The 14,115-nt window shown below is 56.2% G+C and carries 10 protein-coding genes; 6 read left to right on the top strand and 4 right to left on the bottom strand.

The window, feature by feature from the left end; translation table 11 throughout:
* Positions 1-12 precede the first annotated feature (12 nt).
* Entirely contained in the window at positions 13-462 is a 450-nt protein-coding gene (locus tag LVD14_RS00575) for a hypothetical protein (RefSeq protein WP_237132084.1), read from the bottom strand.
* 214 nt (positions 463-676) lie between these two features.
* Here LVD14_RS00575 and LVD14_RS00570 point away from each other — a divergent pair, with 214 nt between their 5' ends.
* Positions 677-1,588 carry a hydrogen peroxide-inducible genes activator gene (locus tag LVD14_RS00570; RefSeq protein ID WP_237132083.1) on the top strand — a complete coding sequence of 304 codons (912 nt, stop codon included), beginning with the start codon at positions 677-679 and terminating at the stop codon, positions 1,586-1,588.
* Between the two features lie 119 nt (positions 1,589-1,707).
* A complete protein-coding gene (locus LVD14_RS00565; protein WP_237132082.1) occupies positions 1,708-3,675 on the top strand; it encodes a redoxin domain-containing protein in 1,968 nt (655 codons plus the stop codon).
* A gap of 55 nt (positions 3,676-3,730) precedes the next feature.
* Here LVD14_RS00565 and LVD14_RS00560 read toward each other — a convergent pair whose 3' ends face one another.
* Together LVD14_RS00560 and LVD14_RS00555 are read right to left on the bottom strand one after the other, a co-directional pair.
* Complete coding sequence (locus LVD14_RS00560) at positions 3,731-5,968, bottom strand: xanthine dehydrogenase family protein molybdopterin-binding subunit (RefSeq protein ID WP_237132081.1); 2,238 nt, start codon at positions 5,966-5,968, stop codon at positions 3,731-3,733.
* Positions 5,965-6,483: a (2Fe-2S)-binding protein gene (locus tag LVD14_RS00555; RefSeq protein WP_237132080.1), complete on the bottom strand. Its 519-nt coding sequence runs from the start codon at positions 6,481-6,483 to the stop codon at positions 5,965-5,967. The genes LVD14_RS00560 and LVD14_RS00555 overlap by 4 nt, the downstream gene beginning before the upstream one ends.
* 185 nt (positions 6,484-6,668) lie before the next feature.
* Between LVD14_RS00555 and LVD14_RS00550 the strand changes: the two genes are divergently transcribed.
* From LVD14_RS00550 to LVD14_RS00535, 4 genes are all read left to right on the top strand, one after another.
* Positions 6,669-7,850: an iron-containing alcohol dehydrogenase gene (locus LVD14_RS00550; protein WP_237132079.1), complete on the top strand. Its 1,182-nt coding sequence runs from the start codon at positions 6,669-6,671 to the stop codon at positions 7,848-7,850.
* 182 nt (positions 7,851-8,032) lie between these two features.
* Positions 8,033-8,407 (top strand): hypothetical protein, encoded by a 375-nt coding sequence (locus tag LVD14_RS00545; protein ID WP_237132078.1) that lies wholly within the window; start codon positions 8,033-8,035, stop codon positions 8,405-8,407.
* Positions 8,408-8,640: 233 nt separating this feature from the next.
* Positions 8,641-9,867 (top strand): TAXI family TRAP transporter solute-binding subunit, encoded by a 1,227-nt coding sequence (locus tag LVD14_RS00540; RefSeq protein WP_237132077.1) that lies wholly within the window; start codon positions 8,641-8,643, stop codon positions 9,865-9,867.
* Positions 9,867-11,828, top strand: a complete 1,962-nt coding sequence (locus LVD14_RS00535) for a TRAP transporter permease (protein WP_237132076.1) — start codon at positions 9,867-9,869, stop codon at positions 11,826-11,828. The genes LVD14_RS00540 and LVD14_RS00535 overlap by 1 nt, the downstream gene beginning before the upstream one ends.
* Here LVD14_RS00535 and LVD14_RS00530 read toward each other — a convergent pair whose 3' ends face one another.
* Entirely contained in the window at positions 11,829-14,054 is a 2,226-nt protein-coding gene (locus tag LVD14_RS00530) for a DUF6351 family protein (RefSeq protein ID WP_237132075.1), read from the bottom strand. It lies immediately after the preceding gene.
* Between the last annotated feature and the right edge of the window lie 61 nt (positions 14,055-14,115).

Raw genomic sequence — 14,115 nt, 5'->3', positions numbered from 1 at the left:
GCCTGAAAGGGCTCAGTCGCTGCCTTCCAGCTTGATAAAGCGCGCCTGCTGGTTACTGACCAGCGTGCAGATCACATGATAGTCTGGCTGGCAGCTCATGGGGCGAACAATGGCGCTCAGCGGGCTTTGCAGTTGCACGAGTACAGTTGCTGAAACGCCCTGATAATGCACATCAACCGTCGCTGAGTTGCCATTTATGCGTCCCTCGCTGGCTTGCCATTGCAGGCCGGCCGGGGTCCGGGGCAGCAGTTGAAAGCGGTCACCACTTGCCTGCAGTTCGAGGCTGAACAGCGTACCCTCCGCAAGCCACTGCCCGTGCCAAACATCTCCGGAGTAACTGTCATCAGCTGCCTGTGCCAATGCTGACAGCAGCCACAGACATCCCAGCGTGCCGATTGCCAGCCACGTACGTCGCGGATTAACTGCAGACAGGCACTTGTCGAAAAACGGTCGTTGCTGCATATCAATCTCCATTACGAAGCTGGAAAGCCAGTATATCAGTAAATCCTGTGGCAAAAAAAAACCGGAGTGCTTTGGGGCACACTCCGGTAATGAGGGATCGTTGTTCAATGAACCTTCCTAAACGATGGTGAAATCATACGTCGCGGCAGTGAATAGATAAAATGAATTAAATATATTAAACTGATATGGTAAATGTATCGTTAACGGGGAGACTATGAGTCATTTGCCGACCACTAAACAGCTGCGCTATTTCGTTGCACTGGAGCATCATGAACACTTCGGAAAAGCAGCAGAGTCCTGTTTTGTGTCGCAGCCTGCGTTCAGTGTGGCGATCAAAGAACTGGAGAACATGCTCAATATTCAGTTGGTCGATCGCACTAACAAGAATGTGACCATCACCAGTCTCGGGCGCGATATCGCCAGGCAGGCACGTGTGGTATTGAGGGATCTGGAAGACCTGGTGGAAATGGCCAGGGGAAATCAGGCTCCACTGACCGGTCAGCTGAAGCTGGGGGTTATTCCGACCATCGCTCCATTCCTGCTGCCTGCGCTGTTGCCAGCTTTACGCGAGGCCTACCCCGACCTGAGGCTCTATTTGAAAGAAGACCTTACCGAGCGTGTCTACGAGCGCTTGATGGAGGGTGAACTGGATCTGCTGCTGGTTGCATTGCCGTATGAGCTGCGCAATGTGGTGGAGATGCCCTTGTTTGATGATCATTTCTTTCTGGCACACCACAAGCGCAGCCGATTCGTCAGCGCCGACTACGCCAATGTCAGCCTGCTGCCCAGTGACAGTGTGCTGTTGCTGGAGGACGGGCATTGTCTGCGCGATCATGCGCTATCAGCCTGCAACATCAAAAACGCCGACAAAGTCAGCAGTATTACCGCCACCAGTCTTTTGACGCTGGTACAGATGGTCGATGCGGATCTGGGTGTCACCTATCTGCCGGAGATGGCCATCCATAGTCCACTGCTCAAGAATACCCAGATTGCGACAGAGCCGCTGGAGCCGGGCAGTTATCGTCAGATCGGCCTGGTCTGGCGTAAGGCCAGCACACGCCACGACGAATTTGCCATGCTGGGTGATTTTATCCGCAGTCACTATCGTCCTGCCGCGGAAACCTGAACAACGTCGCGCGTTTCCTTGCGTGACTTTTGACCGATTGACGTTTATGGGCGGTCTCTGTTCTAGTACAACGTGTATGAATCCATTCATTTTTGTTGTTCTGGGTAAGAGGTTTTCCCATGAAGTTTTCTGACACCCTGAATTCCCTGCTGACGACCAGCTGCATGATGCTGGCGCTGGCGGTCACCCCAGCGGTGGCCCAATCGAGCGATCAGGACGCGATGCGCGCTGCTGATTTCACCTTGATGGATCAACATGGCAAGGCATTCAATCTCCACTATTACGGTCAACGCCGCGCCGTCATCCTGTCGGCACACAGTCACGATACCGGGCAGTCAGCAGAGGTCGCCCGGACTCTGCAGGCGCAGCCATGGCTGGAGCGCGGAGTTCCGATTGCGCTGATCAACCCCGTCCCGGACACGGCCCGGGAAACACTGCTGGCGCATGCCGAGCAGCAGAATATTGAATTACCAATCCTGAAAGACGATGCCGGACTGATTGCGCATACTTATCAGCTTGATCTGGTAGGCGAAACGCTGGTGATTGATCCCAATCGCTGGGAAGTCAAATATCGCGGTCCTGCGCTGGCTGCCGATGGCTCTGTGCATCCGGAACTGAGGGCTTCTGTGGCCCAGTTGCTGGAGCAGCAGCCCGGAGACTACCGAGAGGTGGCCATGACGGATGCAGTGCCATTGCCTCGGCACGCAGCGCAGCCTGCTACCGCAAGCTACAGCGACACGATTGCGCCAATGCTGATAGAAAAATGTGCGGACTGTCATCGCACTGGTGGCATAGCTCCCTGGGCAATGACCAGCCATGCCATGGTGCAGGGCTTTTCACCGATGATTCGGGAAACGGTACTCACGCGCCGCATGCCACCATGGCACGCAGACCCGGAAATTGGTGAGTTTGAACATGATCTGAGCCTGAGCGTTGATGAGAAGCGACAGCTGGTCGGCTGGATAGATGCAGGTTCACCGCGTGGCGAGGGGGCAGACCCCTTGACGCAGATTCCGGCAGCAGAAACGGAATGGGAGCTTGGCGAGCCAGATCTGATTGTTGATTTACCTGCCTTTGATATCCCTGCAACTGGTGTGCTGGATTACCAGTTCTTTGAGGTTAAAAACCCTCTGGACAGAGACGTCTGGGTGAAGGCGGTGCAGATATCACCCGGCGATCGTCAGGTTGTACATCACGCGATTGCAACCTTTGGTGCCAGCTCCACGCTGGGCGCTGACTCTGACAGTGGAGAGTCTTTGTTCCAGCCGCAGTTAATGACGTTCGTACCGGGTAATGAAACCTACATTTACCCAGAAGACACGGGTGTTTACGTACCTGCCAACAGCTCCTTCTTTACGCAGATGCATTACACAACCTATGGCCGTGCAACCAGCGACCAGACCCGTATCGGCCTTTATTTCGCGGACGAACCGCCGGAGCATGTACTTCAGCACTACTCGATTTTGAACCTGGAGCTGGAGATTCCGGCAGGCGAGGCTGAGCACCAGGCTGAAGCCTACTTCGAGCTGCAGCGTGATGCAGTGATTTATGCCCTGTTCCCGCATGCGCACTATCGAGGCCGGGCGTCCGAGTTCGCGATCCGTTATCCGGATGGTCGTGAGGAAGTGGTGCTATCGTCGCCTGATTACGATTTCAACTGGCAGCGTTACTTCCAGTTCAAAGATCCTATCGAAGCGCCAGCCGGTACCAAGATCATTCACCGGACGACCTACGATAACTCCACGGCAAATCTCAGCAACCCTGATCCCAGCGTGGATGTCACCTTTGGTGAGCAGACCTGGGAAGAGATGCTTTATGGTGGCGTTTCGTTCCGCTACGCCGAGCCCGGCGAAAATGATTTCGAGATCAATGTGGATGACTACATGACTTCCATAGTCATGGGTTACATGGACACCAACATGGATGGGCAGATTGCCCTGACAGAAATGCCCGAGGGTGCCCGTCAGTCCATGGTTCTGCCGTTCACCATCCTGGACAAGGACAAGTCGGGTGGGCTGGATTTTGACCAGTTCCGTCAGTTTATGGTTCAGACTGGAATGTCACAGAACCGCTCCCTGGTTGAGTGACTCCAGAGGGTCGGTGGCCGCAATGCGCGACCATCGACCCTTCTATCTTTTCTGATCAGGCGCGATTCGCGCCACGCTCTTCCGGTGTTGGCAAAAACTGATAGTGCCGCAACGGCAACTCCCTGACCCGCTGACCCGTCAATGCGTACAGTGCATTGGTGACGGCAGCGGCAATTGGCGGGGTGGCTGGCTCACCAAGACCGCCGACCGGGGCACCCTCCGTTTCCAGAATTATGACCTCAATTTCCGGCGACTGTGCCAGGTGTAACATTGGGTAGTCATGGAAGTTGCTTTCCTTGACTTTGCCTTCCTCAATTGTGATCTGGCCATAAAGTGCTGCGGTCAATCCATAGATGATCCCGCTTTCAACCTGCGATGCAGCGTTGTCGGGGTGCACCACTCGTCCGCAGTCAATGGCACAGACCACTTTTTCAACTTTCACTTCACCCGCCTCGGTCAGGCTGACTTCAGCAACCTCGGCAACAATGCTGCCAAAACTTTCCTGCAGGGCGATGCCGCGCGCGCGGCCAGCCTGCGGTGGTGTGTTCCAGCCAGCCCGACTCGCAGCCTCTCGAAGCACCCGCTGGTGTCGGGGTTTGTCGCTGAGATAGTCCAGACGGAACTGAAGAGGGTCGCGTTGTTGCTGCCAGGCCAGTTCGTCTGTAAACGATTCCAGGAAGAATGTGTGCTGGGAGTGCGCCACACTTCGCCAGGCGCCAAATGGCACGTGCGTCGGGCTTTCCACATAATCGATTTTCTGGTTGGGAATCTGGTAGGCAATATGAGCAGCCTCGGCGGGTTCATTCTTGCCGATGTAGGCATTTTCCCACGCGATCAGCTTCCCGTCGTTATCGAAACCGGCGCGGAAACGACTGGCAACCGCTGGACGGTAATAGTCGTGGCGGGTATCTTCCTCGCGGCTCCAGAGGGTCTGCACGGGCACGTCAAACTGCCGGGCGATCTGTGTTGCCTGAATAATGGTGTTGGTTGATGTTGGCAAACGCCGACCAAAGCCACCACCCAGGTAAAACGGGTGCACTGTCACCTCTGTCTCATCCAGCCCGGCGGCGCTGGCGACCTGACCCCGAATGCCCAGATTGTCCTGCGTACCGGTCCAGACCTCACAGCGGCCGTTCGCAAAATGAACGGTGCAATTCATTGGTTCCATGGCGGCATGGGCCAGATAGGGTACGCGATAGCTGGCGTCAACAACGCTGGCAGCGCTCTGCAGCGCCCCAGACGCGTCTCCGACGGCAACGTCTTCATTACGTTCACCAGATTCAAGCGCGGCATCATACTCTGCAAAGATGTCGGCACTGGAGCGCTGATCGTGTTCGGTGCTGGTGAAGTGCGGGACCAGCTGCTTCAAAGCCTCACTGGCGCGCCAGTAATTGTCGGCGACAACAGCCACGGCGTCTTCCAGTTCGACCACTCGGACCACACCGCGGCGTTGCATGACGGCATCAATATTTTCCACCCGTTGCAGCTGGCCACCGAATACCGGTGCTGTGGTAACGGCGGCGTAAAGCATGCCTTCTGGCCGGGCGTCGATCCCGAACTGGGCAGTGCCATCTACCTTGGCTGGAATATCGACGCGTGGAAGGGACCGGCCCATCAACGTGAATTGCTCGGGGCGCTTGAGTACCGGACTGCGAGGTGGTTCATAAGTGGCAGCCAGCGCCGCCATTTCTCCAAAGGTCGCGGTACGGTTTGATCCGGGATGCGAAATTACGCTGTTGGCGACCTGAATCTCGTCCTCGCGTACCTGCCACTGCTCGGCAGCAGCCCTCACCAGCATCTGTCGGGCTGCCGCACCGGCTGTCCTCATACCCATCTCTCCGGTGAAGCGGACTGAACTGCTGCCACCGGTGATCTGCATGTTCATGATTTCAGCGGCTTTCAATGTCAGAGCGTCCATACCGCGATCAAGCAGAGCGGGCACGCTGAAGCCCATTGAGGCGGCGAAGCCTTTGATCAGGACGCCGTTGGCAAACAGGTCATCTACCGGTGCCTGCTCAACGCGGACCAGGTTCCAGTCGGCATCAAGTTCATCGGCAGCCATCATAGGCAGCGATGTAAGTACGCCCTGCCCCATTTCGGAGTGGGGCACGATGACGGTAACCTGATTGTCCGGGTCTATTCGCAACCAGGTGGTCAGAAATGTCTGGCCCTGTGCGGCGTGGTTTTCATTCGCGAGACTCTGGCGGCTTGGACGGCTGGCAGCGTAACCTACCAGCAGAGCGCCACCGGCGAGGGCGGTGCCAAGCAGAAAACGACGACGATTAAGTTTCATACGGTTTCCTCCTGGCTGCGGCTGGTTTGTCTTGCCGCGATCAGATCGCGCACAGCTCGACTGATGCGCGGGTAAGTGCCACATCGGCATACATTGCTAAGACTGTTTTTTATGGCCTCTTCATTGGCGTCGGGCTGGCTGTCAAGCAGAGCGCTGACTGCCATGATCATGCCAGACTGACAGTATCCGCATTGCGGAATCTGATGCTCGATCCAGGCATTCTGCACATCTGTGCGCGCAGCGCTGACGGAGCTCTGTCCGGCACTATGACTAGTGGCACTATGGGCCAGTCCTTCGATGGTGGTAACATTTGTGTTTTGCACAGCGCTGACGGGTGTTACGCAGCTGCGCACGGCGCGGCCGTCCACATGGACTGTGCATGCGCCGCAGGCGGCAATACCACAGCCGAATTTGGTGCCGGTCAGTCCCAGCTCGTTGCGTAGCGCCCAGAGCAGGGGCATCTCCGGTTCGATGTCCAGCGAGTGTTGCTGTCCGTTGATAGTGAGCTCGATCATTGAGGGCCTCGGCAAGTAATGTTTCGGGTGCTTGAGAAAGGTATTCGTGTCAGGGAAGATAAGAGAATATAGCAGAATATGAATTGCTTCAATTTTCGCGGGATTGCAGGAGATTTTTATGCGGCAGACAGAGCTGCAGGTGCCGCAAACCGTGCATGCATGAGGGCAGTTGCGTGAAGGCCGGAATGTATATTCAGACTACCCTCGCACAGGTAAGCTTTGGCATGCCGCTGGCTGAATCATTGCCGGTCACGCTTGGGCAACTGGAACGCAGCGGGCAGTCCGCGAATCGGGTAATGGCGTTTGTTTCTGCAACGCTGCAACGCAATCTGAATCTGGAACAACAGCTGAGAAGCATCATAGGTGACCGGCTGGTAGCCTGTCATGATGGAATTCCGGCGCACTCACCCAGACCGGCTGTCTGGCAGGCCATGCAGATGGCCAGACAGCACGATGCTGATGTGCTGCTGTCGATCGGGGGCGGATCCATTATGGATGCCTGCAAGCTTATCCAGCTTTGCCTGAACGCTGATATTCAGGACGAAGATGAGCTGCTGCGTTATGCTCGACGCGGAGATGGCAGTACGGGAGATCTTTATGGAGCCTCGGCTGATAAATCGTCCAGGAGTGCTGTTTGCCAGATCGCCGTACCCAGTACCCTGTCTGGCGCCGAGTTCAGCGAGAATGCTGGCATTCTGAATCCCGTAACAGCCAGTAAAGAAGGATATCGCGGTGCTGGATTGAGTCCACGTGCCATTATTTACGACCCGCACCTGGCTCAGCACACCCCAATGTGGTTATGGCTGTCTACAGCTGTCAGGTCACTGGATCATGCTGTGGAGGGTTACTGCTCTGCGGATGCCTATCCGTACCTGCAGGGGCAGTACCTGGCCGCCATGAGACTGTTTTCAAAGTCGTTGCCTGATGTCCTGCGATCACCGCAGGACGGTGAGCTGCGGACAGTTTTACAGCAGGCTGTGTGGCTGGCGGGTGCCGCACTTGGAAAAGTGCGCCATGGCGCCAGTCATGGCATTGGGTATATTCTGGGCGCACAATGTGGTGTGCCGCACGGGTATACGTCCTGTGTCATGTTGCCCGCGGTGCTCAAATGGAATGCGCAGGAAACAGTCATTCAACAACGTGAAATGGCTGAGGCGATGGGTGCCGGCGAGACACCATTGGGAGACTGGCTGCAGGACTGGGTTAGAGGCATGGATCTGCCAGCCAGCCTACGGGACCTGGGCGTCGGCAGAGAGCAGCTGGCGCGGATCGCAGAGTCTGCTGCGCGACATCCGGTCGTGCGCAACAACCCACGCAGCATCCAATCATCAGATGAGGTCATGCAAATACTGGAGTTAGCCTGGTAGAAAAATTGTGAACGATTGGCGGTTTTCGGAAACTGCCAGGTATCTGTCACGGAAATCGTCTAATCCAACGAATTAGGCGTTGACGGCCGCGCCATTCGGGATCAAAGTAGGGCCGCATATTTAGCGATGTGGTACAGCAATTATCTTAATTTTATGCTTATTGAAAAGAAGGGGAACTCATAATGATCAATAAAACAGGAAAGCTGGTAGCGGGTATGCTGGTAGCACTCTTTTTGGCAGCCTGTGCTGGTACAGGCCCGCATCCGGCAGTGGGTGAGTGGGTAATTACCATCGATACACCCATTGGTGCCATGAACGCCGATCTGACTATCAATGAAGATCTGACTGGCAATATGAGCTCGCAGGATATGGGTTCATCCCCGATTCACTCTGTAGCGATCGCCGGTGACACGCTGTCATTTGCTACCGACATTGACGCCCAGGGTACCTCCATGACGCTGGCCTTCACCGGCACAGTTGACGGGGATATGATGAGTGGTTCGTTTGATACCGACTTCGGTCCGATCCCTGTTACTGGTCGTCGCGCCGCTAACTGATTGGTCTAGCGTCCAGCTTGCCACTAATACATCGAAGCCGGGTCTCGCCTGAGGCCTGGCTTCGATGACAATTAACGTTTGCCTGCACCTGCACCTGCTCCTGCGCCGCGCCCGATCGTTCCGCTATTTCTTTCACTTCTCTGTTGTCCCTGCTAACCTCTGACTAGATGTTATCGACATCGATGACAAGCTTGAGCTGTGCACAATTAAAAGAACTATCAGGGGGAGTCGCGATGCACCGCACACCATGCAGCGCCATGCTGCGTAATCGCTGTAACAGGGCAAAGGGGCCTCGCGGCATCATTACACTGCTGGCGCCATTCATACTGACGCTGGGATTTGCCGGGACAGTATCGGCTCAGCAGCCCGCCTCACCGGAGTTGCCACGCCAGCTGGCCTGGACAGCCTACAATCTAGGAACAACCGGATACAATCAGTCGGTCGCGATTGGTGCGATGTTGCGTGACCGCTACAACATTACGCTGCGGGTCATCCCCGGTCAGAATGATGTGTCGCGACTACTGCCTCTGGTCAGCAACCGCGTCCAGTTCTCTGCCAACGGGGTAGCGACCTATTTTGCACAGGAAGGTGTTTATCAATTCGCCGATCCCCAGTGGGGCCCACAGGCGCTGCAGTTATTGATGACCTCCAACGGCCTGAGTAATCAGGCTGTTGCAGTGGCGGCTGATACTGGCGTTACCAGTTTCGCAGAGTTGCGCGGGCGTCGTGTGCCCTTTGTCAGGGCGGCGCCCGCGCTTAATATCTCCATGGAGGCCTACCTGGCCTGCGGCGGTTTGACCTGGGAAGATGTTGAACGCGTTGACTTTCCTGGCTACGAGGCCATGTGGGAGGGCGTCATCAATGGCGATGTCGATGTTGCCTTTGGCACAACAGTGTCCGGCCCGACCCGGCGTCTGGAAGCTTCGCCAAGAGGTATTGCCTGGCTGCCTGCGCCTCATGATGATGAGGCATGCTGGCAGGGCATGCATTCGGTAGCTCCATACTTCACGCGCCATATGGCAACCCGTGGTCCCGGCATCAGTGACGAGCAACCGCAGGAAGCAGGCACCTATCCCTATCCCGCATTGATCGCCCAGTCCACCCAGGATGAAGAAATGGTGTACTGGATGACCCGAGTGATTCATGAAAATTTCGATGATTTCAAGGACGCTGACCCAGGTGCAATAGGTTGGCAGCTGGAGCGGCAGGTGTTTGACTGGGTTGTTCCCTATCATGCGGGTGCGGTTCGCTACTGGCGTGAAATCGGTGTCTGGACCGACGAGCTGGATGCGCATAATCAGTCATTGCTGGAACGGCAGCGTGTGCTGGCCGAAGCCTGGGAGGAAGCAGAATCAGCCGGTATCCGAGACCGCGATGAGTTCAGCGAGCACTGGCAGCAGCTGCGTGCCCAGCGGCTCGAGGCAGCCGGTTTTGATCCTGTATGGGAGACCTGGGACTGATGTCGCGATCCACAACCGAGATGCCAGTTGCGGTACGCTGGCTGCTGGCACTGTCAGCGATACTGTGTATATTCCTTGCCATGGATTCACAGCGACTGCTTTCTGAACAGCCACTGATGGATTTTGTGATTACTGTTCAGAATCATTATTACTATGCTCTGCTTGGGCTGTTGTTGCCGCTGAGTTTTCTGGTGTTTCCCCCATTTGCCAAAGCTCGGCGCTACTGGTACGACATCATCCTGTCGCTTGTCACGTTTGGGATATGTGCTTTCTTCTTTTTCAGTGCAGAGACCATGCTTGACTATGGCTGGGAGTTCGCCGCACCGACCCATGCGGTCTGGATGGCTTACGCGCTCTGGGCACTGACCCTGGAAGCCGTGCGTCGCTGCGGTGGTACAACCCTGTTTGGACTGGTGCTGGTATTCTCAGTTTATCCGGTTTTTGCTGAATTGATGCCCGGTCCGATCTCTGGAATGTCATCAACTCTGGCCAATACTGCCTCGTACCACGTGATGAGTATCGAGAGTATCCTGGGTCTGCCATTTAGAGCCTTTGCACAACTGGTGATCGGTTTCCTGATTTTTGGTGTAGCTTTGCAGCATACGGGTGGTGGTCGTTTTTTCATTAATCTGGCGTTTGCCCTGTTTGGCCATGTCAGAGGTGGTTCAGCCAAAGTCGCCATCGTGTCCAGTGGACTGATGGGTTCCATGAGCGGCAGTGTCATCACTAACGTTTTAACGACTGGCCAGATGACTATTCCGGCAATGAAGAAGGATGGTATGTCACCAGCTTACGCCGGTGGGGTCGAGGCCTGTGCCTCAACGGGTGGCGTGCTGCTGCCGCCGATCATGGGCTCCACCGCGTTTGTCATGGCTACATTTCTGAATGTGCCCTACACCTCGGTAGCACTGGCGGCGGCAATACCTGCGCTGCTGTACTTTTTTGGACTGTTTGTGCAGGTGGATGCCTACGCTGCCCGCACCGGCCTGAAAGGCACGCCGCGCGAGCAATTGCCAAAACTGGGCGAAACGTTTCGGGATGGCTGGTACTACATCGCGTCATTCGCAGTCCTGATTTTCCTGTTGATCGTCATGCAGCGCGAAGCAGCTGCGCCGTATTTTGCGACAGGCATGCTGCTGGCACTGAATCAACTGTCGCGTGTTCATCGCTGGAACCTGGCGGCTACAGGTCGATTCCTGGTGGCAGCTGGACGCTTGCTCGTGGAGCTGCTGGCCATTATGGCTGGTGTCGGCCTGATTGTTGGAGCCCTCTCCGTCACCGGGCTGTCAGGCACACTGGTTAATGACCTCTTGTATCTGGCGGGTGACTCCATCTGGTTGCTACTACTGATGGGCGCACTGACCAGTTTTGTACTTGGTATCGGCATGACAGTGACTGCAGCCTACATCTTTCTGGCCATTGTGCTGGCGCCAGCGCTTGTGCAGGGCGGTCTCAGTCCGATGAGTGTGCACCTGTTCATCCTGTACTGGGGCATGCTGTCATTCATTACGCCACCTGTGGCACTTGGCGCTTTTGCGGCAGCCAGTATCGCTGGCGCTTCGTCGTTGACCACGGGTTTCAAGGCCATGCGTCTGGGAAGTGTGATCTATTTTATTCCCTTCTTTTTTGTGCTCGATCCGGCATTGATCCTGGAAGCTAGCTGGTGGCAGGTGATAACAGGTACGACAACTGTGGCGCTTGGAATCGTGCTGATCGCGGGAGCTTTGCAGGACTACCTGCCGGGATTGGGTTTTCTGGATCGTACTGGGGTGCCTGGCACTGGCGGGCGCCTGCTGACAGGTCTGGGTGGGATTTTAGTTGCCTTGCCCGGCCTTGAGACTTTCGGGCTGGCGGTCGGTGATGCGACGCTGCTTGGCGCTGGCGTTCTGCTATCGGCCGTCGGCATCCTATTGTGCAGACGGCCGTCACAGGCTATTGAAAATAAGGGCGCCCTGTCCTGATCAGGGCTGATAGCGATTGACTGGAGACGGACCGAAGGATAACCAGGTTTGGGTACTGGTTTGTCCCACGCCCGGCCGGCTCCAGTCGCACACCCCTTCCGGGAATATGCTCTGCAGGCGATTCATCTCAGCATCAGTAAACGTGACCGCATAATCACTGATCTCTATTGGTTTAAGCTGGCACTTCATGATGTCATTGCTGAGAGGGCCGCCGGCCACCAGTCGCAGACCCGCATGTGGCGGATACAATTGATTGCAGCGTCCGGCAGTATTGTCAAACAGTTGCTGAGTATCGAACTGTGCTGGCTCAACAATTCGCTCGCCGTCAGCGGCAAAGCAGTCGTCCAGCAATTGCGGTGGGCGTGCTGCCACGATTCTTTCTAGCAAGGGGGTCGACCCGTCCTCACGATCGATATTGCTCAACCACTCATCCATCAGGGACAGATTCTCATCCGCCAGTGATATTTCGCTGCCATGGCGTCGGATGACATAGTTATCAGCATGACCGTTATCCCGCTGCAGGCGTGCCCTGGTGGTGAACGAGTAGACGCTTGCGTGGAAGTTTCCCTGATCGTCCAGGTAGAGGCGATCGTCAATGATGGGCACACGTGCCAGACCGGCATCTCCGCTGGTGATTCGTCCCGTTTCATAGGCGATACGTATCGCGTCCGGGTCACCTTGTGTGCGTTCCGGGGTCAGCTGATAGTCGATGTTCCAGCCGCCGAAATTCTCATTGATATCCAGAAACTGCTGTTTGGTGATCCGGCCGGCGTTCAGTGCCTCCAGTCCGTACTGCACCCCTGTGTTGTCGTGCGGGCTGCGGGCTACCTGGCGCTGTGTGGGAATCGAAGGAAAGGACTTTTCTCCAAATATGTTACGCATGCCGTCGTAGATTGAGCAACGAACGCCGTCCGGATTCTGCTCGGGATGATAGTGCATGGCCTGCGGAATTTCGGCGGGACAGTCGAACGGTGAAATTCGGTCTGGTCGATCCCCCAGCGACTCATCGCACAAATACCAGTTTGGCCAGCCGCCAACCACCGTGCGTGTTGCTTCATCGAGGCCATTATCGGGATTGTTTGCATACTGGCGCCATGGTCCGCTGCATTCCTGGGCATCTGTGAAATATGTGACCGCATCCGAAAATGTCATGCCTACCAGAAGCCCATCAAGAATGCCGGGGTAGGCGCCGGCTATCAGTAACTGTTGCATGGCGCCGCCAGAGGCGCCGCTGCCGATCGTGTGCACCGGCACACCGTAGTGCTTACTGAAGTGCTCTTTCACCATCATGGCTGTCTCTGCTGACAGGACATCGTTGCAGCCGCCCTGGGCATTTACATTGAGCGTTGACGATGCCACGGCATAGCCTTTCGCCAGAATGCTCTCTCTGAGAACGCCTCCTGTGCTGGTACCCTGAAAATAGCCAGCCTCGCAGCCGCCACCAAAGGTGTATACCAGTCTCTGATTCCATCCATCAGGAGCGGGCTCGACGGCACTCACGGTCTGTCCGTGCTGATACAGTGTGGCAATCTGGTAGATGGCCCGGTTAATGGAGCCGGTTTCCAGTCTGACGATGAATGGTAGCTGCTGGCCTGAAGTTGTTTCAGTGGTAGCCACATCGGTGGGTACCCGGGTCGGGTCTTGCAGCGGCTGAAAGCCTTCGTCTGAGACGCTTTTGTACAGGTAATCGACCCGGGTGGGTACAGAGCAGTCGCCGGCGGACTGACTAGTTTCGAGATACTCTCCGTTGCCGATTGCGAAGCGCCGCGGCTGTTCACTGCCGTCCTCAGCCTGCCGCGGGGCGAGTTCAGACAGACACAGGTAGGGCTGTTGATGCTCGCCTGAGATGACGGGTCCGGTTATCGGATAATTGACCAGAGTAAGGGCAGCCTTGGCCGCGCCAACGGTCACCCGCACCTCATTGTCACCGTTTTTCAGACCCTCGATAAGGACTCTGGCGGTCTGCAGACCGTCAGCATCTGCCGGAGCGGGCCAGGTAAATGCATCATTATTGACATGAATCTGTGGCAGGGCGCCCTGGCTGTCGTAGACAAGTTCTACCAGCGCTGAACCACCGGTGACCAGATGCGGCGCGCTCGAAAGCATCTGCACATTGACTGACTCTGTGGCCGTTTGCTCTGGGCCAGAGCAGGCTGTCAGCATCAGGCCGGCAATGCTAAGGGCCAGAATCGAAGGGGTTCGCGAAGTGGTGAATGCCTGGGGCATGGCTGTTCTCCCGGTGTTACTGTTGTTATTGTTTAGGTTGAATTATTTGGCAGCTTACACC

Origin of the sequence: Pseudohongiella sp. O18 (genome assembly GCF_021729085.1) — a bacterium.
Classification (GTDB): Bacteria; Pseudomonadota; Gammaproteobacteria; order Pseudomonadales; family Pseudohongiellaceae; genus Pseudohongiella.
The sequence above is the reverse complement of the archived record's forward strand: the minus strand, read 5'-3'. Positions and strand labels throughout refer to the sequence as shown.